General features: G+C 35.9%; 15 protein-coding genes. 9 read left to right on the top strand and 6 right to left on the bottom strand.

Features of this window, described 5'->3' with window-relative positions:
- Window positions 1-98 precede the first annotated feature (98 nt).
- The gene (locus tag CG11_RS03510; protein WP_052593189.1) at window positions 99-458 is read right to left on the bottom strand and encodes an MmcQ/YjbR family DNA-binding protein; all 360 of its coding nucleotides are present in this window, start codon (window positions 456-458) and stop codon (window positions 99-101) included.
- A complete protein-coding gene (locus CG11_RS03505) occupies window positions 455-1120 on the bottom strand; it encodes a hypothetical protein (protein ID WP_052593187.1) in 666 nt (221 codons plus the stop codon). Before CG11_RS03505 ends, CG11_RS03510 begins: the two co-directional genes overlap by 4 nt.
- 116 nt (window positions 1121-1236) lie before the next feature.
- Between CG11_RS03505 and CG11_RS03500 the strand changes: the two genes are divergently transcribed.
- The 6 genes from CG11_RS03500 to CG11_RS03475 all read left to right on the top strand — a co-directional run bounded on the left by CG11_RS03500 (window position 1237) and on the right by CG11_RS03475 (window position 7786).
- On the top strand, window positions 1237-1737 hold the full coding sequence (locus tag CG11_RS03500) for a hypothetical protein (RefSeq protein WP_156039642.1): 501 nt from the start codon (window positions 1237-1239) through the stop codon (window positions 1735-1737).
- A complete protein-coding gene (locus CG11_RS03495; protein WP_052593183.1) occupies window positions 1738-2562 on the top strand; it encodes a hypothetical protein in 825 nt (274 codons plus the stop codon). It begins immediately after the preceding gene.
- A 193-nt stretch (window positions 2563-2755) separates the two neighbouring features.
- Complete coding sequence (locus CG11_RS03490) at window positions 2756-4948, top strand: PD40 domain-containing protein (protein WP_052593181.1); 2193 nt, start codon at window positions 2756-2758, stop codon at window positions 4946-4948.
- 16 nt (window positions 4949-4964) lie between these two features.
- On the top strand, window positions 4965-6254 hold the full coding sequence (locus CG11_RS03485) for an MFS transporter (RefSeq protein ID WP_052593179.1): 1290 nt from the start codon (window positions 4965-4967) through the stop codon (window positions 6252-6254).
- A 20-nt stretch (window positions 6255-6274) separates the two neighbouring features.
- On the top strand, window positions 6275-7372 hold the full coding sequence (locus tag CG11_RS03480; protein WP_052593177.1) for an energy transducer TonB: 1098 nt from the start codon (window positions 6275-6277) through the stop codon (window positions 7370-7372).
- Window positions 7373-7420: 48 nt separating this feature from the next.
- On the top strand, window positions 7421-7786 hold the full coding sequence (locus CG11_RS03475; RefSeq protein WP_052593175.1) for a hypothetical protein: 366 nt from the start codon (window positions 7421-7423) through the stop codon (window positions 7784-7786).
- A 3-nt stretch (window positions 7787-7789) separates the two neighbouring features.
- On the opposite strand, the gene CG11_RS03470 is transcribed toward CG11_RS03475, so the two are convergent.
- The 4 genes from CG11_RS03470 to CG11_RS03455 form a co-directional block, all read right to left on the bottom strand.
- Window positions 7790-8461: a 4'-phosphopantetheinyl transferase superfamily protein gene (locus CG11_RS03470; protein WP_052593173.1), complete on the bottom strand. Its 672-nt coding sequence runs from the start codon at window positions 8459-8461 to the stop codon at window positions 7790-7792.
- A gap of 103 nt (window positions 8462-8564) precedes the next feature.
- Window positions 8565-10289: a leucine-rich repeat domain-containing protein gene (locus CG11_RS03465; RefSeq protein ID WP_052593171.1), complete on the bottom strand. Its 1725-nt coding sequence runs from the start codon at window positions 10287-10289 to the stop codon at window positions 8565-8567.
- Between the two features lie 132 nt (window positions 10290-10421).
- Window positions 10422-11729: a hypothetical protein gene (locus CG11_RS03460; RefSeq protein ID WP_052593169.1), complete on the bottom strand. Its 1308-nt coding sequence runs from the start codon at window positions 11727-11729 to the stop codon at window positions 10422-10424.
- An 8-nt stretch (window positions 11730-11737) separates the two neighbouring features.
- The gene (locus tag CG11_RS03455; protein ID WP_197043775.1) at window positions 11738-14641 is read right to left on the bottom strand and encodes a leucine-rich repeat domain-containing protein; all 2904 of its coding nucleotides are present in this window, start codon (window positions 14639-14641) and stop codon (window positions 11738-11740) included.
- Between the two features lie 342 nt (window positions 14642-14983).
- On the opposite strand from CG11_RS03455, the gene CG11_RS03450 reads away from it, so the two are divergent.
- The 3 genes from CG11_RS03450 to CG11_RS03440 are packed head-to-tail and all read left to right on the top strand — an operon-like array spanning window position 14984 to window position 22478.
- Window positions 14984-15601, top strand: a complete 618-nt coding sequence (locus CG11_RS03450) for a TetR/AcrR family transcriptional regulator (RefSeq protein WP_052593165.1) — start codon at window positions 14984-14986, stop codon at window positions 15599-15601.
- Between the two features lie 50 nt (window positions 15602-15651).
- Window positions 15652-19959, top strand: a complete 4308-nt coding sequence (locus CG11_RS03445; protein WP_072010987.1) for a type I polyketide synthase — start codon at window positions 15652-15654, stop codon at window positions 19957-19959.
- 17 nt (window positions 19960-19976) lie between these two features.
- Window positions 19977-22478, top strand: a complete 2502-nt coding sequence (locus tag CG11_RS03440; protein WP_197043774.1) for an SDR family NAD(P)-dependent oxidoreductase — start codon at window positions 19977-19979, stop codon at window positions 22476-22478.
- The last annotated feature ends 18 nt before the right edge of the window (window positions 22479-22496 follow it).

The raw sequence follows: 22496 nt of genomic DNA, 5'->3' as shown, positions 1-22496 counted from the left end.
TTTAAATCGAGCAATTTATCTAACGAAAGGTACATTTCAACCGCTGAAAAGTACATATCAAACAACGTATGTCCTATCCGAAATAAACGAAAAACTACTTATCCCATTTCTTTTAATTCTTCTTTCAATTTTTTGGTCAAGCCTTTTACAACCATCTCATAAGAATGATCAATCAATTCTTTCAAAAAAGAGTTTCTTAATCCCGCCTCAAAGTCAACGGTATTCCAATGCTTTTTACTCATATGGTAGCCTGGTTGAATCGCCATATATTCTTCCCTTAACTCCAAGGCTCGATCTGGGTCACATTTTAGGTTGACAGTAAAGCCTTCTCTACTTAAAGAGGTTAAGGCAAACATTTTTCCCATTACCTTAAACACCAAGGTATCTTGATCAAAGGGAAATCCTTCTTCGGTACCTGGTTTCGATAAACAATATATCCTAAAATCTTCTATGTTCATTGTTCTTTAATTTTATAATTCTCAAAATCATTACTATCAATAATCCAATCGGCTTGTTTTTGAGGGGTACATTCCTCTAAGTACAACTTAGATGCAGCGTGATAACGCTCTATAAATTTTAGTTTAGCAGCTTCTCTACTTCCAAAAATCGTCTGATCTCGAGCGATACCTCGCTGTAGTGCTACTTCAAAATCAGCATATAAGTATATTTTAAAATCCCAATAATCTTTGAAGATGGGTTTAAACAAATAAGCACCATCGGTTATTATAATTGCTTGGTTTGGAATTTGAATTGGGGGCAAATCTAAATAAGCATCACTTTCCAAATCGTGGGTTGCAGCAATATACGTAGGATTATTTTGTTGCGAAGCAACTAAAACCTTAGTTACAAAAGCTTGGTCGTTGTAAGAATCTTCATAATAACCCTTTGCTGAATTTCTACCTTGCCGATATCGGTGAGCTTTATTGTAATGAAAACCATCTATCGACACATGAATTGCCTGCTTTCCGTTGCAATTGAGATAAGCACACAAAGCAATAACAAAACTCGTTTTACCAGTCCCTTCTATCCCACTAACTGCAATTCTTAAAGGTTTTTTTCTTTGATTTTGCAACGCAATAATGTGATTCAATAATTTTCTAAAAAGTACTTCTTGCTGCATTCTTATATTTTCTATGTAGTTTTAGTTGAATACTCTGTTGTTTTTTTAGTTAACCGTTAGTTTTATCACTGCTGCAATTGAGTGTTTAGTTTTTTTATATAAAAATCAAAATGGAAATGAAAAATAGTTATTTTTCTAAAGTTTGGCAAACGAATAAATTACTTTTTGGGGCGTTGTCTTTATTTATCATAGGACAATTCTTTTTTACATACAAAGGTGTAGAAACACTCCCCTTTTTTAACTATGGTATGTACTCTGCGCCTATTCAACAACAAAAAACATACACAGCCATTTCATTATATAATGAAACCGACACCTATGTCAATTTATATACGACCAAAGCACCTCGCTTCTGGCAATATCAACTCGCTTATTATTCCTCTTTTGTGAAGAACAATTATCAAGATCCTACCCTAGTCACTATTTATCAAAGATTTGGAAAAAGCACCTTGAGTGCTCACTTAACCAAACATCTCTGCAATGACAAAAGTTCGGCATTGCATCTCTCCAAATTTTTGATACAAAAAATAAAAATTAAAGAATCAAAAATTTGCCGAGAAAATTTCGAATGGGTAAAATCAAACTTCAAAAAAGTAAATTCCATACAATTGAATTAAATGAATATTTCTGTACAAAAAGATCAGATACAAATAACCCAATTCATTTGGCTGTTTTTTTGCTTGACTTGGTTGCTAAGATGCTATCAAGGTTTGCTGCTATTTCAACTGCATCAATCTCCCTTTATTAGCCCCAAAGCAGATAATTTTTTCTGGCTCTATCACGCTTTACTAATACCTCAAACAGTATTGGAACATTATTTCTTAGCACTATTCTTAGATTTTATGTGGATTATGCTTGGTATTGCAGGACTTTTGGGTATACAAAATCGCTGGTTAAGTACTTTAGCTTACCTTTTGTGTATCAATTATATGGTCACCTACAATTCAGCAAGTACCCACCATGAGCATATTTTGGTGGGATTACTATTTTGTATGCCACTCTTGCTGATCCGAAATCAAACAACATTTGTTTTAAGCTTTGCTGCGATTCGATACTATGCCATTTTTACACTTGCTAGCGCAGGGCTTTGGAAACTCTACCGAGGCAGTTGCTTTGTCCCAAATCAAATGAGTGAATTATTAAAACACCAACATATTGATTACTTAATTAGTTATCCTGACAGCTACTTTAGCTCCTTTATCAGTTACTTAATCAACCATCCTCTTTTGGCAAATCTTTTTTGGTATGGTGGTTGGACTATAGAACTTATCTTTCTTATTGGTTTCTTTACTCGCCGCTTCGATAAGCTATTAGGTGGGTTATTTATCCTATTTTTTGTAATGGATTATTTATTAATGCACCTTTGCTTTGCCGAATTTAGTATCTTTGCCCTCACATTCTACCCTTGGAGAGGCATTTGGAAACATTATGAAACCATATAACGCCATTAAGAATACTAAAAGCTAATTAACTTAATAATGCATATGACAATAGTTCGTTGGGAACTTTATTAGTTTGATAATCAACAAATTATAGTCTCATTGCATTTTATGTTAAAATTTTGGCTATCAAACTAATATAAATGTGCTTTTTTGTCTTTTTGGTAAAAAAGTAAAAAATCAACGAACTGCTAATATGAAATACTTTGTTTTATTTATTCTTTTCTTGAGTCAATCCATTTTATGGGCTCAATCACCCAATAAAATCAAAAAAGAAGCTGAAAAGCTTTTCTTAGAAAAAGAATACGAGAAATCTTTAACTGAGTATAATAAAATAAAAGAAAAGTACATAAAGGAGATTGAGTTAAAATACAATATTGGGATTTGCTATTTTCACCTTAACAATATGGATGAAGCCATCGTATATTTAGAGTTTTATAGCAAAAACACCAACAAACCTGCCCCCAAAACGTACTACTACTTAGCCAAAGCACATCATGCTCTAAACAAGTTTAGACAAGCAGCTTTGTATTACAAAAATCACCTTAGAACCTTGGATGCTGATGATCCTCAAAGAGCACAATTCAAACGCTTAATCGTTCAATGCACCAGCGGTCCTAAAATAGAGCAAATTAATTCAGCTGCTATTGTTTCGACATTAGGAGTAGAAATTAACAGCTCTTATGACGACTATAGAATTTGTTTTAATCCTATGGAGCCCAATACTTTATTTTTTTCATCAAATAGAAGAACAGCAACAGGAGGCAAACTAAACAACAACAACCAACCCGATCCTATTAATGGCACCTATCGTTCTGACATTTACAAATCTACTCTTGTACAAGGTACTTGGAAACAAGTAGAGGCACTTCCAAAACGATACAATACCCCCATGAGTGAAGATATTATTAGTTTTTTTGACGGGGGATATCAAATGTTATTTTCCAAAGGGTTTGCAGACGGACACAAAGAAGTAGTAAAAGAAAATTATGATGAGGATACCATTGAAGTTATTCTTCCTTTTGCAATAGAAGCCAGTTCTAACTATTGGGACGGAGATCATTTTTTCATCAATGACTCTGTTATTATTTTCGCAAGTAATCGTCCTGGAGGATATGGAGGGAAAGATATTTATTATGCTGCTCAAAAGGATGGTTTGTGGCAAACTGCTGTAAACTTAGGTCCCAATGTCAATACCGAATATGATGAAATTGCTCCGTTCTTGGCCAAAGATGGTCGAACACTCTATTTTAGTTCTAATAATCCTCTTTCGATGGGGGGCTACGATATTTATAAAGTTGTTTTTAATGACTCTACTCGAATGTGGCAGCGAGCAGAGAACATGGGCGTACCCCTTAACTCTTCGTTGGATGACAAGGATTTTTTCTTAGACGAAAGTGGTTTAAAAGCTTACTTTTGTTCCAATAGAATAGAAGGCTTGGGTGGCTTTGATCTTTACTCTGCTTATTTTCGAAGCCCTAAACAGGAACAACTGCAAAAGAATGTTTCTAATACTTTTGTAGATGCCTTGACCAATATTACCAGTTTGGCAGAAAATAATGCAAGTACAAATGCACTAGAAGAACTAACTCCCGTAAAAAACACCAATACGCCGGTAGAAGATGGAGAAAAAGTAACTTATAGTATTGCTCCTATTTATTATAATGCAGAAACTGGCAAAATAGAAGGTTCTAGAAATACAATTCTAGCCCTTCAAAAGTTGTTAACAAAGCATCCAGAAGCTACGATTCTCCTTTCTGCTCATTCAGACAATAGTGGCAATAAGATTAATGACCTTTACTTGACCATCAAGCAGTCCGAAAACTTGGCAAAGCAGTTCATCGAAAAAGGAGCCAACAATAAGCAAATTTGGATTCGAGGCTGTGGTCAAAATTACCCCATCGCCAATGATCAGAATTTTGATGGTAGCCCCAATCCTATTGCCAATAAAATGAATCGCCGCATTAATGTTGATGTCTACAATATTAATCATTTAAAAAATCAAGTAGCTATTAACATTGTAGAACCTAAAGTAAGTTCTGTTATGCAAAATAGAGCTTATGAGCGCCATCAAAACACCCTAAAAGGATTGAGTTACAAAGTGCAAGTTACTGAAACTGCAACTCTTTTTAACCATCCTATATTCACACAATTTGCAGACGCTACTACTGAAAAGCATCCTAAAGATATTAATGTTAAGTACATGCTTGGATTGGAAAAATCCTTTGACAAAATTAAACGTATTTTAGATCAAGTCATACAACAAGGCTTTTCTGATGCTAAAATTATTCCTTATGTGAATGGCGTCCGTATAACTGAAGATCAAGCCCAAGTTCTATTCACAGAATATCCCGATTTGAAACATTTTCTCGAATTTCGCTCTAATTAGAAACACACAACAATCAATGCAAAAAAACGATCCATACGCAGCACTTCGGTATTCAGAATTTAGATTATTTTTGTTCGTTCGATTTGCTCTGGTATTTGCATGGTCAATGCAATTTGTTATTATAGAATGGGAGGTCTATCGAATAACCCAAGACCCTTTGTCTTTAGGGATTATTGGTTTGATGGAAGTAGTCCCCGCTGTCGGGCTAGCTCTCTTTGCAGGGCACCTTGTGGATCAAAAAGAAAAAAGAAACTTGCTTGCGATTTGCGTTATCGCTTTTTTAGGGCTTAGCATTGGGCTTTTTTATACGACTTCGCCTGCTTTGATAGGACAACCCAATACCTTGTATCTTATTTATAGCTTAGTTTTTTTAGGTGGTATTGTAAGAACATTTATCAATCCAACATTATTTGCATTGATGGCACTTATTGTTCCTAAAGAATTATACCCCAATGCTGCCACATGGAGTAGCTCTATATGGCAAATGAGTGCCGTGCTAGGACCAGCTTTGGCAGGTTTTACAATTTTTTGGATGGGTACACATTATTCTATGTTTCTCATTATTGGATTTATTATTTTTGCTTTAATCCTATTACTACAAATCAAACCAAAAGCTATTTTAAATCCTAAAATTGGGGAACCTGTTTTTCAGAGTTTACGAGAAGGCGTTAAATTCGTTTATCAAACAAAAATTATACTAGGTGCCATTACGCTAGATATGGTTGCGGTTTTGTTTGGTGGAGCAATTGCCTTACTACCTATTTTTGCAACGGATATTTTGGGAGTAGGTTCTGAAGGTTTTGGTATTTTGAGAGCAGCGCCTGCGGTCGGTTCTTTTTTTATTATGTTTGCTGTAGCTTATTTTCCTATTAACAAAAATGCAGGTCTAAAATTGCTTTTCTCTATCTTTGGTTTTGGTCTCTGCATCATCGTATTTGGTCTCTCGACTAGTTTTTGGTTGTCCGTTTTTGCCTTATTTATGAGTGGTGTTACTGATGGGATTTCTATGGTCATTCGACAAACTATTTTACAGCTGTATACTCCCGACAGTATGCGCGGAAGAGTTTCTGCTGTCAACTCAATGTTTGTTGGTTCTTCCAATGAACTAGGAGCTTTTGAAAGTGGTTTCACAGCTAAGCTAATGGGAACTGTAACGGCTGTTGTTTTTGGAGGTAGCATGACCTTAATAACTGTTGTTTTGACAGGATTGTTTTCAAAACAAATGCGTACCCTGGATTTCGAACAAGACTTAAAAAAGGAAACCGAATCAGAAATTACAGATAATAGTGATCATTTAATTGCTTAAAAACTCATACTAAATCACCTATGAAAAAATTACTAATCATTTTGTTCTTGCTAGGCTTATCAAAAAGTCTTTTTTCGCAGCATCACACCTCAGAAAAAACGTTGAAGAATGCTCTAAAAAGCATAAAAAAAAACGATGGAGGTAGTAGTTTAACATATATTCGTAAACTAATCGAACTTTCTCAATTCTACAATCATTCAAAAGATTACCAAAATGCCCTAAAGCAAATTAGTATAGCGGATAAATTAATAAGCAAAAAAATCACTCAACTAAAGTACCAATATAATGCTCGACTCTCAAATCCTTCCACCATCTATACCTTAGGAATAAAAACATTAATCACACAAACCAAAATCTACAACAATATAAATTACAACACCTTAGCTAAACACCTTTTGCATGATGCTGCTTGGATAGATGAGGCTTTGCGTTCAACTGACCTAAAACTTGTTGAAACTATTCTAAGCGAGTTGTTTTTAAATTTTAATCTCGAATTCCAATCCCCATTTTTTCAAAAAAAATGGAATATTGCTTGTGCCTCTCAAGTTGAGGTTCCCAAAGAACTCAGATTTCTCAAGCATATAGAACAAGCCATCCCATCTAACCACCATGAATATTCCAATAAACAAAAAGATATTATTATCAACTTAGCCATTTTTTATAAAAAAAATCAATTCGTAACAGAATTAGATAGCATTCTGCCAGTTGTGGAAGCAATAGCAGCGGACACAATTTCTAAAATCGACATTAATACTGATCGATTGCCTAGATTTCCAGGATGCGAGGTAAAAGAAATGTCTATCCAAGAAAAAAAACGTTGTGCTGATCAAAAATTTTTGAAGTTTATTTATTCTAATATTCAATATCCCGAAAAAGCTTATAAACAAAAGATGAGCGGCATAGTTTTTATTAAGTTCACCGTTACAGCAACAGGAAAAATTATTAATACATCTATTACAAAAGATATTGGGGGTGGATGTGGAGAAGAGGTCTTAAGAGTTATTAACTTGATGAACGATCTCCCCAATCCTTGGATTGGTGGCACAAAAGACAATCAACCTGTCCAAGTAGAATATGAGCTACCAATTCACTTCGACTATAGTAATATGTATGAATAGTTCAACAATTAATACAACTCCTAAAACTCTACAATAAAAACTACTAATATGAATACGTTACTAACCGTTGCTATTATTTGTCCAAAATGCAACTCAAAAGCCTCTTACTTTTATTCAAAAGCCAACACATATCGTCAGCAAATAGTCCCTCAAGGAAAAGCTATCTGCTCCCATTGTGCTTATATCAATCCTAGTTTCCACTTCTCCAACAATTGCTATTATTATAAAATCCAAGTCAAAAATAGATTTCTCTACGCCCGAAATCGTGAAGGGCTTCAATCTATCATGACCTATTTCGAGCAAGATAAAAGAAGGACCTCAAACCCTGACTTAGATTTCCCTAAATTGTTTTATCAAAACAGGTTGGTAATCATTCAGCAAATAAAAAAATTACTAGATGCAGAACAAATCTAATGCTTACTTAGTATCCAACAAGGCATCTACATCATTTAAGTTTTCCAAAACAAAATCCGTTGCTAAGTCAGTACACAAACAAGCATAAGCTGAACTTCCGCCTATTTCAAAAGTATTTAGATTCCAAACAGATTCAGTAGAAACATCAGAGTTGTAAAAGTACGCAGTAGTGGCATCTTTGATGTCTATATTTAATAGTTGTCCTAACCCCGCACCATTTGCTTTCAAGATCGCTTCTTTTTGAGTCCAAAATTGATAAAACGTGTGCATACTTGTATCCCCTTGAATCGAAGACCATTCTCTATCGTTAAAACAATGACGAAAATGTGCTCTCGCTATCTTTCTTGGATATTCTACATCCAGACCAATTTGTCCTGTTGGCGCAAACGCGCAAGCCACCAAATCTTTTGAATGGGAAATACTAAAAGACATTTCCTTCAACAATGGTTTGCCTTCTTTATTATAAACGATTTCATTCAAGAGCTTTTCAGGCAACCCCAATGCCCCTAAGGCTTTTTTTATCATTAATCGCCCCAACACAAAATTATAAGCATCCTGCGAAAATTGATATCGTAACGCTCGTTCCCTAAAATGCGCTGGCAAATTTATCAATAAATCTTTCAAGGAAATTTGAGTCTCGATTGTAGAAGATATGGCGTGGTAAACTGTAATCATTTCATGAATTTTAAAATATCTCAATTGGAACTTTCAGTAGAAAACATGGATGCTTCCCCAAATTAAGAACTTCAAGCAAGTTGCCCAAACAAGATGCTATATTTTAAAAACCAACATGGATTATAGTGTTGCAGTTGGGCAGCATTTTTTCAAATCCCAATTCTATTTTTTCTTTTAGTACTTCTTCGCTTATTCCAACCTGATTATTTATAGAGAATCGACCTAATTCTAATCTTTTAAGATGTTTTAATTGTTGCAATGGAGCACAAAGCGTAAAAACTCCATCTATATCTTCCGTTTCATTCAAATAATAAACACGATGTACTTCAAGCTCCTCCAATTGAGGCAATTGGTCTATATTGTTAAAGAAAAAGCCCCAGTCCAGTTGTAAATTTCCTAGCCTAAATACTTTCAAATTTGGCAATAATACAGGAATTCTTACTTGATGTTTTTGGTCACTGCCTTTAGCCCTAATCTCTTTCCCAATTACAATACGTTCAATAGAAGGGGTGTATTCTAAAAAATTCCAAAATGTTGTCGAATTAGTTATTTCACTAAATTTCCCCACCCATTCCATTGCTCGAATCGAAAAATCACCCAATTCTGCTGGCAAAACATCCAACGTAATTTTTTTATCAAAAAACAACACTTCGTTTCGAATGTAAAAGGATAAAGCCCTTCTTTTCACTGCTGGCGGAGCATTCTTAAGAATTAGCCCCAAATAAACAGCGTATCGCTCTGAATTAATCCTATCCTTTAACACATAATTGTACACATTTGCTTTATCTTCTTCTGTTCCATGCTCTAGTATAAAACGAATGCCTTCTTTGTTTTGAGCAAACGCACGTCTTGCAATTTCTAAAGGAGTCGTCCTAATAGGATCATCATAAGTTCCTGTTATTCTAGTAATAACTGGCAAATTACCCCATGGACGTTGGCTGTTGCTATCTGTCGGATCTCTAAGTGTCAATTCCAACAGGCAATTTGTTTTGAGATTAAAAAAGCTGCTAGGAATTTCATCCACATTTGCACGATAATCCATCATTCTACCAATAGATAGTTTCTCTAAGTTTGGAATTTGCGTAATAACTGTTGGGAATTTTTTAAAAGAATTATACCCCAAACTCAACTCTTTTAGCCTCGTCAAATTTGCCAACTCGTCAGGCAATACTTCTAATTTATTCCAGGCTAACTCCAACACTTCCAAATGTTCCAGCTTTCCAATATTTTTATGTATTTTTTTGACCTCGTTTGATCTAAGATTTAATTTTCGCAAAGACTTTAAATGATGGATTCCTGTTGGAAGAGACTTTATCTGATTGTAAGATAAGTTTAATTCTTTTAGATATGTTTCTTTTAATAATGCCTTTGGAATCTTCGTAATTGTTTTTCGTGATAATGTCAGTCCCGCTGCTTCTATTTTTGTTTTTAAAATAGGAGTAAGTTCATTTTCTGGTAATTCTGAAAATAAAAACTGAAATCCACTATCGTATTTATTATAAATAGCCAAAGCCATTTTTTTCGCTTCTATCGAAGGGCAAATTTTTGCAAAATTCTTAATATTTTTAGAAGAAGTTCGGCTATCTAAGTAAGCTCTACTTCTCAAAGCTTCCTTCAAACCAACAATGCGTTCGGCTACCGCATCCAGTAATCTCTTGGCTATACGACTATATGTCCGAACATCCATTTTATATATTGCAAATAGTTCAGAAACAAAATATTCAATATAATTTCCCTGCTGAATAAGTTCAAAAGCAATTTCCAGATTGCGTTCGTCAACGCTTAACAATAACTGTGATAGGTTTTGAAGTTCTTCTTTACTTAACATTTTTCTCTTTGGTTATTCCTTCCGTTAGCACTCGCCACAAGTTATCTATTTTTTTAACTAAAAAACAATCTTACAGTTAAATATTAAATTTTATCCCAATTAAAAGTATTTGCATCCATTCCGAAACACTTTTTAGTTCTTAATATCATCAGATAAGCGATGACTCCATTTTAGATACAATGCTCGAATTCGTTGCTGGCTATCAAACTTCATCTCCTCTAAAAGTCCCTTTTTTAATCCGTTATTCTTATACAGAGTAGTTAAAATCTCTTCTCGGCAAACCCCACAGTTTAGGCGACCATACAACCTCTTCAGAGGTAACATGCATTCTTTGGTTGAATTAATTTTATAAATTGCTCTGTAGTGATAATTCAAATCATGCAATTCCTCCGAGCTCCATTTCTTTTGTAATATCTCATCTAACAACAGATGATCGCCTGATTTATAGTTGTACTTTAACAAAGGTAAATAAACTAAAATATCTTTCTTTTTCTTTAACCTCTCCAAGGCGTAAGAACGAATCTGATCCGATTGGAACATAGCAAGTGCTTCTACCGCAGGAGCAATTAGTCGCTTAGGAGATTGTTTTTTTTGTTCCACAAAATCAAATAAAATCTGAGAATCCAGAGGAAATTTTCGTTTAGCAAAGAGTTTCAAATAACGTTCTTGAATTTTAAATTTTGTTTCTTTCATCAATTCCTCTGCTAACTTCTGCCACGTCTTGTCTTTTATTTCATCTACCCATGGTCCTGCCCAAAAGAAAGTAGCCGTTTGTATTCGTTTTTGAATGGCTTTATAGCCCAACTTTTTCTTCGTTCTTTTCCTCTTCTTAGAAGGTTTATTGTTCCGCTGCACACACTCCCAATACGTTTTGATAAAAGGATCTTGTAAACTTGCTCTCCTCAATAATTTACGTCCATTTAGTTTTGGATAAAGTTCATCAAACTCACTAATTAGCCCACCAAACTCTATTTCACTAGGTCGCTTTTTTAGGTACTTCCCTTTTAGTCTCGCCAAGCCTAAAAGTGCTTTTTTGCCAGCAATTCTAAGCAAAGCATTCTCCCCATTCCAATCATCTCCTTCAGCATATTCTTGCTTAAATCGCTCCCAAATAACCTCTCTTGCTCTTTCATTGCCGTCCTCTGTTGCTGCTAATGCTGCAATTTCATACAACTGAGTAAGCACATACCAATCATCTTGTTCCTTTGCCAGTTCTTCCAATACAAATTCAATCAAAGCATCTTTTTGGGGAGTACCACAAATTAGTTGATAATAATAATCCCCCCAAGGTCCCTCGCATTGACCATCGTAACACATTCGCTGAAGCACATTTCTTTTTATTCTTTTGCTAAAATCAATATTAGGGTGCTCTAAAATAATTAGATATGCCTTTCCGATTCCGCACCCTATAGCTTTTCTAAACTTTTTATGAACACTCATTTATTATCTCACTCAAATGTAACAAAACCAATATTTTTAAACTCTCTCAAGATATTTTTTTGCTGTTCTGCCGTATATCGGTTTCCTCCCAAACTTAAAAAATTCAGAAATCTCAATGTTTTAAACTCCTCTGGAAAATCTTTTAATTCGTTATTATCCAAAATCAAGCTTTCTAAACTTAAAAGCTTTGGTAATGTTTTGGGAAACTCAACAAACAAATTATCACTCAAATCCACATCCGTTAAATTTTCCAAATCATCAAAATGCTCTGGCAAAATATCTAGCATATTATCCGCAAAATCTACATTTTTTAAAGAGTTCAACTGACAAATTTCTTTTGGTAATTCTGTCAAATCATTATCAAAGCAACTTATTTCTTCAATTACTTTCCAATTTTCTATACTCAATGGTAATTCCGACAGCGCATTGCTGCTCATATACAGCTTTCTGAGGCTTGGCAAATACCCAATACCCGCTGGCAAGGTGCTAATTTGATTATCACTAATATCTAGTTCCCTTAATTTTAGAAGCTGGCTTATATTTTCAGGCAATGCTTTTATCTCATTAAATGAAATATCTAAATACTCTATAGAAGCCAACAAACCTATATTTTTAGGCACTTCTAGCAAGTTATTTGAATTTAAATTCACACTTTTTAAAAGCTTGCATGAAGCAAGTTCATTGAAAAGCAATTCTAAATCAGGCTGTTCTTCTTGATCAACCAACGTCAAATACTCCAATTGCTTTAGATTCGAAAAAGTGCCTTTTTGTATCGGTACTTTCAACTCCGAAACTTCTAAAAAACGCAAAGAAGGCAAAGCTCCTAAATGAGAAAAATTAGATGACTCTCCCATAATGGAATGATAATTAGCAACGATACTTTCTAAGTTCCTTAACTTTTTAAAAGCTTCAGGAAGCAACACTTTATTAAAAGCCGAAAGTTCCAATTCTTGCAAATGAACAAGTTCCCCTATTTCTTGAGGCAGTTCACCTTGGAGACTTTCACTTGCCTCTAAAACTTCCAATTGTTTCAACTGATTAATATGCGTTGGAAAGGCAAATGCTGCATTATTGGCGACATTCAAATATCTCAACGTATTGTTTGTTTTTGATAACTTAGGAAGACTAAGTAATTTGTTCTCTGATAAGTTAAGTCCCCACAGCATTCCTCCAAACAATGTTTCAGGCAATTCTTTTAGTTCATTGGCACTCAAATATAAATACGTTAATTGGGGGTGATTTTCTATTAAAAAACCATCTAGATTCTTTAATTTATTTTCCCCTGCCAACAAAACCCTCAGATTCTTCAATTCTGCCAAATTATTCGGTAACTCAACTGAACCATTCCCTCCTATACTAAGATATTCTAAACTTCTAGGCAACATCAATTTTCCTAATTTAATTTTATTATCATTAAAATAGGCAACCTTAAGCTGATCCAACTTAGTCCAATCGCTTGGTATAGTTTTAATGGCATTAAATTCTATATTCAATAGCTCTAGTGCTCTTAAATTACTAATAGAAACGGGGATTTCCTTTAAGCTATTTCCTTGAACATCTAAAAATAAAAGCTGTTGCAACTCTCCAATAGACTCAGGTAAGGTATGAATTTCATTGTATGCTAAATCCAATTTTTTGAGATTTTTTAGCTGACTAATTTCCTTGGGCACCACCTCTAAATCCTCTGATACGATAACCAATTTTTCCAATTTATTAAATTGAAATATCCACGACCAATTCTTCTCCCAATCTAATGTACCAACAAAATCCAGTTCCAATGTTTTTAGGTTTTTATGAGCAACAACGGCCGTTAAACTCGTTTTTAGATCCACCAACTCTAAAGTCTCTAAGGTAGCTACTTCTAAGGCTCGCTCCAAAACTGCCTGCTCATTAGCCAATTCGCTAAGCCTCAACGTTTGCAGCTCCTCCAATTTAGCAAATTCCTTTGGTAAGTTCTCCAAAGGGTTTTCTCGAAGCTCCAACACTTTTAATTTTTTGAGTTTTTTGATGCTTGGAGGCAATGTTTTCAGACGGTTATTACGCAAAGACAGTAATTCTAAGGCACTCAACTCTCCTATGGACTCTGGCAATGCAGTCAATGCCCCCGCATCAACCTGTAAACTCCTAAGTCCTTTAAGGCTTCCTATATTATCAGGGAGCACCCCCAATCTGTTATTACCAAGTATCAATGTTTCTAAATTAGATAATCCTTGCAGGTGCTCTATCGTCAACGACAAATCTACATACGACGTACTTATATTAAGTTTTTTGAGCTTTTTGAGTTCTTTAATATTAGAGGGTAGTACTTCAAACGAGCCTCCTTCCAAATCCAGTGTTTCTAATTCTGCCAATTGAGACAAATACCCCATCGCTTTCTCCCAATCAAACCTTCGATTCGTAATACGAACTATTGAAAGCTCTTTCAGTTGTTTTAATTGGTAAATTTCTTTTAAATTTTCTGGAGATTGCACGTTTTGGATACTCAGTTTTGTCAACATTTTTAGTTCTGACAATACTTCATAGATCTGCTTGTAGTTGGGTTCCTTCCCTAAGCTTAAGTGAAGGGCTGTTAGATTTTTAAACTTCTTGATTGTATTCGGTAGTTCTACAATTTCTTCATTGTACAACGTCAATTCTTCAATCGTCTCTATTGTTGCAATTTTTTCGATGGCACTTCGCCAATCAATCGCATCACTCTTAATACTAATTGACTTCAAGCCATCCAGTTTTTCTAAAAAAAGAGGCACATAATCTCCTAGTATATACGAATCGCAATAGTGCAGCTTTTCACAAACACCTTCCAAATACCCCACTCTCGAACTTCCCCACAATTCTTCATTACTCAATTGTTGCCCACAAAGATTATGACTCATCATTAGCAAAAAAGTAGCAACCCAAAGCTGAAACATCATTTTTATCATGGTTTTAAATGTTTAGTAATTCACCCCAAAATATAGAATACATTTTTTATCTCTCTAATTTAAAATTTTAATTCCTTAGTACACTGCTCATTTTCTAGTTTTTTTTAATAATCAATAAAGACACACTAAAAAGAGTTCGATCAAAACCTCACGCCCAGATGATCCTAGATGTGCTTATCTTACTATGAATAGAAATCATGCCAAGCGTTAATTTTATGTAAAAAACACCATTTAAAATCTTCAAAAATTGGAGATGTAAAAATTCTTTTATTTCTTTGTGGTACTGGCGGAACTAAAAAATTACCACTAGTGTTATAAAAGAAAAAATAAAACATGGTTGCTAGAGAAAAAATAATCGAAGTTGCTTCACTACTATTTGTAGAACATGGTGTTAAAAGCATCACGATAGATCGTATTGTCAAACAACTTCATACATCAAAACGAACCATTTACAAACATTTTGAAGATAAAACGGCTCTCCTTGAAGCTTGCTTAGCCAGTTATCACAAAGAGATACGCAAAGAAAATGATGACATTATCCAAGCCTCTGAAAATGCAATTCAAGCGATGGGGTACTTGCATCAACGCATTGTCTTTAGAGCCAGCCAAACAAATCCTAATTTCTTTAACGACATCCTTCATTACTACCCAGGTCTATTACAAAAGTCCTATCGAAATATGGGCAACTTTGCACATTCCGAACTAGAATACTTGGCTAAATGGGGTATTAAGGATGGTCTATTTAGGGAAGACATGGACATTCAAGTCACTAGCAAAACTGTATTAGCATTATTAGAAATGCTAAAAGATACCAATCGCTTCCCTGTAAGCGAATACAGCAAAGAACGCTTAACATTTGGGATTATGCTTCCCTACTTAAGAGGTGTTTGCACCGAAAAAGGAATACAACAACTAAAAATGCAAGAAGAACTTTTTAAAGTCTTGCTCTAAGTCCAATCCATTCATCTTATAGATATCATACCAAATCAATATAAAAATCAATGAACTTAAATAATTCTCTTAGAAAAACTCCAGTCGCCGTTATCGGTATGTCTTCGTTATTTGCAGATGCAAAAAACATAGAAGACTTCTGGAATAATATTATTCAAGCTAAAGATAGCATCACTGATGTACCTGAAGACCGTTGGCGAATAGAAGATTACTACGATCCAGACCCAACAGCTCCAGACAAAACATACTGTAAACGTGGTGGCTTTTTGCCAGACATTGATTTTAACCCAATGGAATTTGGTTTGCCCCCTAACATTTTAGAGGTAACTGATGCTTCGCAACTATTGGCTTTAATTGCTGCTCGTGATGCCTTTGAACATGCTGGATATGGCAAGAAATCTGCAAAATTCACCGCTGAAGTAAAAAGCAAAACTGGTGTTTTGCTAGGTGTTGGTGGCGGTCAAAAATTGATTACGCCTCTAACTGGACGTTTACAATATCCTATTTGGGAAAAAGCATTGCGTTCTTGTGGTGTTGCCGAAACCGATATTCCACACATTGTAGACAAAATGAAAAAAGCCTATATTGGTTGGAATGAAAACTCCTTCCCTGGTATGTTAGGAAACGTCATTTCAGGGCGAATCACTAATCGATTTGACTTAGGAGGTATCAACTCTGTTGTAGATGCAGCTTGTGCCGCCTCTTTAAGTGCCGTAAAAATGGCTTTAAGCGAATTAGTCGAAGGACGTGCAGACATGATGTTGACGGGTGGTGTTGACACGGATAACTCTCCTTTCATGTATATGTCCTTTTCTAAGACACCTGCTTTTTCCAAATCAAATGTTATCAGTCCATTTAGCGACAAAGCCGATGGTATGTTAATTGGTGAAGGCTTGGGAATGGTCGTATTAAAACGTTTGGAAGATGCCGAACGTGATGGGGATACTATTTATGCCGTTATTAAGGGAGTTGGAACTTCTAGTGATGGACGTTTTAAATCGGTTTATGCTCCTCGCCCATCAGGACAAGCTATGGCGATGAACCGTGCTTATGAAGAGGCAGGTTTTGAACCTAAAACAGTTGGCTTAATCGAAGCACATGGAACAGGAACCAATGCTGGAGATGCTTGTGAAATGACTTCTATGGGAATGGTTTTTACAGCCAACAATCCTGAAAAATCTCACATTGCGCTTGGAACTGTTAAATCTCAAGTTGGTCATACCAAGGCTGCTGCTGGTGCTGCGGGATTGCTAAAAGTTATTTTAGCCCTACACCACAAAGTATTACCTCCAACCATCAATGTAGAGCAACCTACTTCCAAAGTAGATTTTAATAACTCTCCTTTATATATTAATACAGAAACTCGTCCTTGGTTGAGCAACAAGCACCCTCGACGTGCGAGTGTTAGTGCCTTTGGTTTTGGTGGTATTAATGTGCATATTGCCTTAGAGGAATATAAACCACAACCAGTTCAGAAAAATTATAGAATTCACGAACCGTATAAAACTGTTTTATTACAAGCTAACTCCGTTACCGAATTAAAAACATTGTGCCAAAGTCACCTAGAAAAACTATCTACGGTAGATGCAGAAATTGCCTTTTGGGAATTGGCTAATGAAAAGACAGATGTAGTGCCTAGTAATGCTGCTCGTTTAGGTTTTATTGTAACAGACTTAGAACAAGCAAAAGAATATTTAAAACTTGCTATTGATAAATTAGCTACTAGCGATCAAGCTTGGGAACATCCCAAAGGTGTTTTCTTCCGTCCAAATGGAATGAACACAACAGGAAAAGTAGTGGCACTCTTTTCGGGACAAGGTTCTCAATATGTTGGAATGGGACGCCAATTAGCAAATGCGTTTCCACAATTGCGTACGGTAATAGAACAACAAGATAAGCTATTTGCAAACGACAATAAAGCCCCTCTTTCACAAACGATGTATCCTATTCCTGTTTTCAACAAAGAGGATGCTAAAACTCAATTATCAGCTTTAACTCAAACACAAATCGCTCAACCTGCGATTGGAACACTGAGCATGGGCATGTACAAAACGGTTCAAGATGCAGGCTTTAAAGCGGATTTTGTAGCTGGTCATAGCTTTGGTGAATTGACCGCCCTGTGGGCAGCAGGGGTATATAATGATCAAACCTTTTTAGCTTTAGCAAAAGCAAGAGGAGAAGCAATGGCAGCTCAAAGCCCTAATGCAGATGCGGGAACCATGCTGGCTGTAAAAGCAGATTACAACAAAGTTCATGCAGCTATTAAGCCCTTACAAGGAGTCACTATTGCCAATGTAAATTCCAACAATCAAATTATTTTAGGAGGGAGCAAAGCAGTGATTGCCAATGTTCAAGAAGTTCTAAAAAAACAAGGATTTACGGTGATTCCATTACCCGTTTCCGCTGCTTTTCACACAGAATTTGTAGAACACGCACAAAAGCCTTTTGCAGCGTTTGTTAACTTGCAAACTTTCCAAGCACCCAAAGTGCCTGTTTACTCCAATACTACAGCAACGCCTTATCCTAACAATCCTTCAGAGGTAAAAGAAATTTTGAAAGGACAAATTTTAAAACCTGTCTTGTTCAAAAATCAAATTGAAAATATTCACCAAGCGGGTGGACGCATTTTTATTGAATTTGGTCCCAAAGGAGTACTATCAAACTTAGTCAAAGATATTCTTAAAGACAAAGAGCATATTTCTTTGGCTATGAATGCCAATGCAAAAAAAGATAGTGACCTACAATTCCGTCAAGCGGTTCTACAACTAAGAGTTTTAGGTTTAGAACTAAAAGATATTGACCCGTTCAAGGCTCCTAGCACAAAACCAGCCCCCAAAACAAAAATGACTATCAATATGGGGGGGCACAACTATGTTAGTAAACCAACTCAAAAAGCTTACTATGATGCCTTAAATGATGGGTATCAAATTCAAGGTGGCAATGGAAAAGTGGTCGAAAAAATAGTTGAAGTTATAAAAGAAGTTCCCGTCGAAAAAATTGTAGAAAAAATCGTCGAGGTTCCTGTAGACAAAGTAGTTTATTCCAATCCAATTAATCAAGAAGAAGACGAAGAAATGAACAAAGAATTGATTGAAACGCTAAAAGCAACTGTTGAAATGGTAACATCTCAACAAAATAAGTCTTTAGAATTGTTCCAAAACTTTTTAAGTGAACAGAACAAGCAGTCTCAGATGTTATTACAAATGATGACGCAACAAATTAATTTCGCAAACCAGCCTAGTTTGGATGGCAATACGCAAACATCTATTGCAGCTCCTAAGGTTGAAAAAATTGCAGCTCCTACGTTTCAATCGAATACTGTAGAGACCAACCAGCCCATCATTACACCTGCGCCAAAGGCAACAGCACCTGCTGCTACTATGCCAACAACAACAGATGTCAGTAGCTTAAGCACTAGCAAATTGGAAGAAATTTTGTTGACTGTTATCAGCGAAAAGACAGGCTATCCTACCGAAATGTTGGAACTAGACATGGATATGGAAGCTGACTTGGGTATTGATTCTATCAAGCGTGTTGAAATTTTCGGAGCAATGACTGAAGATTATCCAGAAGTATCAGGCGTTAATCCGCAAGAACTAACGGAATTGCGTACGCTTGGGCAAATTGTTGATTACCTAGCTGGTAAAGCTGGCGCTACTACTACGCCAACACAAACAACGACAACGTCTACAACAACTACCACTCCTGTTAACAATACGGTTACTACTAATACTAATAACGATGCTGGACTAAGCACTAGCAAATTGGAAGAAATTTTATTGACTGTTATCAGTGAAAAGACGGGCTATCCTACCGAAATGTTGGAACTAGACATGGATATGGAAGCTGACTTGGGTATTGATTCTATCAAGCGTGTTGAAATTTTCGGGGCAATGACTGAAGATTATCCAGAAGTATCCGGCGTTAATCCGCAAGAACTAACAGAATTGCGTACGCTTGGGCAAATTGTTGATTACCTAGCTGGTAAAGCTGGCGCTACTACTACGCCAACACAAACAACGACAACGTCTACAACAACTACCACTCCTGTTAACAATACAGTTACTACTAATACTAATAACGATGCTGGACTAAGCACTAGCAAATTGGAAGAAATTTTATTGACTGTTATCAGTGAAAAGACAGGCTATCCTACCGAAATGTTGGAACTAGACATGGACATGGAAGCTGACTTGGGTATTGATTCTATCAAGCGTGTTGAGATTTTCGGGGCGATGACTGAAGATTATCCAGAAGTATCCGGCGTTAACCCGCAAGAACTAACGGAATTGCGTACGCTTGGGCAAATTGTCGATTACTTGGCAGAGAAAGCAGGTAAAAAAAAAATCCTAGCCTAGAGGCTACAAAAACAACTGTGAAAGAAGATGTGACTGTAAAAACTTACCCAAAGAATAGTACAAGAACATCTTCCTTTCATGGTGTAGAACGCAACGAAATTGGTTTGAAGTACTTACCCAAACCTGATTATTTGGAATTTACTTTGCCCGATACGCACGTTGCACTAATCACTAATGATGGTTCAGAACTAACACAACAAGTTATCCTCGCTTTAGAAAAAGAAGGTAATAAAGTAGTTGTTCTGAACCTTCATCAAGTGAAAAATCCTTCTCAACACAATAGTGTTACCCTTTCTTCAAACACTGATGAAGCCATTAAAGCTGCGATTGAAACTATACAACAGCAATATGGTGCTATAGGTACCTTCATTCATCTACACCCTCATTTTGAATTTCAAAATGGCAACTTTACACAGCATTTCGCAGTTGAAAGAGACCTCGTAAAAGCCATTTTCCTTATTGCAAAGCACATTCAACCTTCTCTTAATGAATTAGGGAAAACAAATCGCGCTAGTTTCTTGAGCATTACTCGTCTGGATGGGCAGTCTGGTCTAGGCAAACGTGGCAATACTTCTATTATTGGAGGTGGGTTAAATGGCTTGGTCAAATGTCTAAATCTCGAATGGTCTCAAGTGTATTGTAGAGCTGTTGATATTCAACCAGAATTAAATACAAAAACAATTACAGAACATATTATTAGCGAATTGCACGATCCTAATACTTCTGTTGTAGAAGCAGCAGTGAATGAAAATGGTAGAGCAATGCTTAACGCTGAAAAAGTAACGGTACAAGAACATCAAAAAATCGAAACGACTGTTAATGAAGATTCTGTCTTTCTAGTGAGTGGCGGTGCTCGTGGTGTTACGGCGAATTGTGTCATTGAAATGGCTAAAGCATTTCAAGCCAAATTCATTTTATTAGGGCGTTCTAACTTTGATTTTGAAATACCAGAATATGCTCAAAATGAATCGGATGATGGCACATTGAAGCGCTTGATTATGACCGATATGAAAAATAAAGGTTTGAAACCTAACTTGGCAGAGGTTAAAAAAATCTTTAACAATATTATTGCTAAAAAAGAAATTGATGCTACGATCCAAGCCATCCAAGAAAATGGTGGCAAAGCAGTTTACATAAAAGGTGATGTAACAGATGTTACGACTGTAAAACCTCAATTATTAGCCATCACCAAACGTTGGGGAGCCATTACAGGTGTTATTCACGGTGCAGGACGTTTAGCTGATAAGTACATTCAAGATAAAACGGAACAAGATTTCTTAAATGTTTTGACTGTAAAATTGGATGGTTTGTTGACCTTATTACAATGCGTTAATATTCACAAGCTAGACCACCTTATTTTATTCTCTTCTGTAGCTGGTTTTTATGGTAATGTGGGGCAAACTGACTACGCTATTGCCAATGAAATTTTGAGCAAAGCCGCACATTTATTTAGAACCAATCATCCCAACACACAAGTTTCAGCGATTAACTGGGGCGCTTGGGATGCTGGTATGGTTAGCGATGCCTTGAAGAAAAAATTTGAAGAAATGGGTGTTGTTCTAGTCAATAGCCAAGGCGGTCCCGCTATGATGGTAAATGAGATGAATGTTCAATATGCTAATCAACCTCAAGTTATTATTGGTGGTACTTTGCCTGCTGGCATTTCTTATACGGATGGTCCTTTGGAGACACACCGCATCCGTAGAAACATGACTTTAGCGGAGAATCCTTTTTTGATGCACCATGTTATTCAAGGAAATGCCGTTTTGCCTGTTGTTAATGCTGTTGGTTGGATGACCAATACTTGTGAACAAGTATTCCCTGATTTTAGAGTCCACCTTGTAAAAGATGCAAAGCTATTCAAAGGGATTGTTTTTGATGGTACAGAACCTACTGACTACATTATTGAACTAAAAGAGGTTCAAAAAGATGCCGATACAATTGTATTAGAAACGACCATCTTGAGTCAAGCTGCAAATGCAAAATTACCAACCTACCATTATAAAGCACAGGTTACTCTAGTTGCCAAGAAAAACAAACTAGAAGCTCCTAAATTTCAGCCTTCGTTAAGTAACACCTATACTCCTACTGATGGAGCTGTTTTATACGAAAATGGAGCGTTGTTTCACGATCAATATTTCCAAGGAATTGAGCAAATTGTAGATTGGACAGAACAACAAATTATTCTAAAATGTAAAGCACCTCAAGTTCCCGCAAAGGATCAAGGACAATTTCCAGTAATTGGAGTCAATACCTTCTTTGCAGACATCCAATATCAAGGGATGGTTATTTGGGTACAACGTTATAATAACAATGCTAAATCGTTGCCTCTATCCACCGAATCAGCAACTGTTTATAAAACAGTTCCATTTGGGAAAGAACTTTTTGTGCACATAGAGATTGTTGAAAGCAACGAATTCAAAATGGTAGCCAATTGTACTACTTATGACGATGAAGGAAACGTTTACTTGTTTACAAAAAATGCAGCTGTAACTGTTTCTAAGGAATTGGAATGGTAAAATTGAACTGTTTTGGTG

It is taken from the genome of Aureispira sp. CCB-QB1 (assembly GCF_000724545.1).
In the GTDB taxonomy this organism is placed as follows: domain Bacteria; phylum Bacteroidota; class Bacteroidia; order Chitinophagales; family Saprospiraceae; genus Aureispira.
Note: the sequence above shows the minus strand (reverse complement) of the source record. Positions and strands in the feature narration are given on the sequence as shown.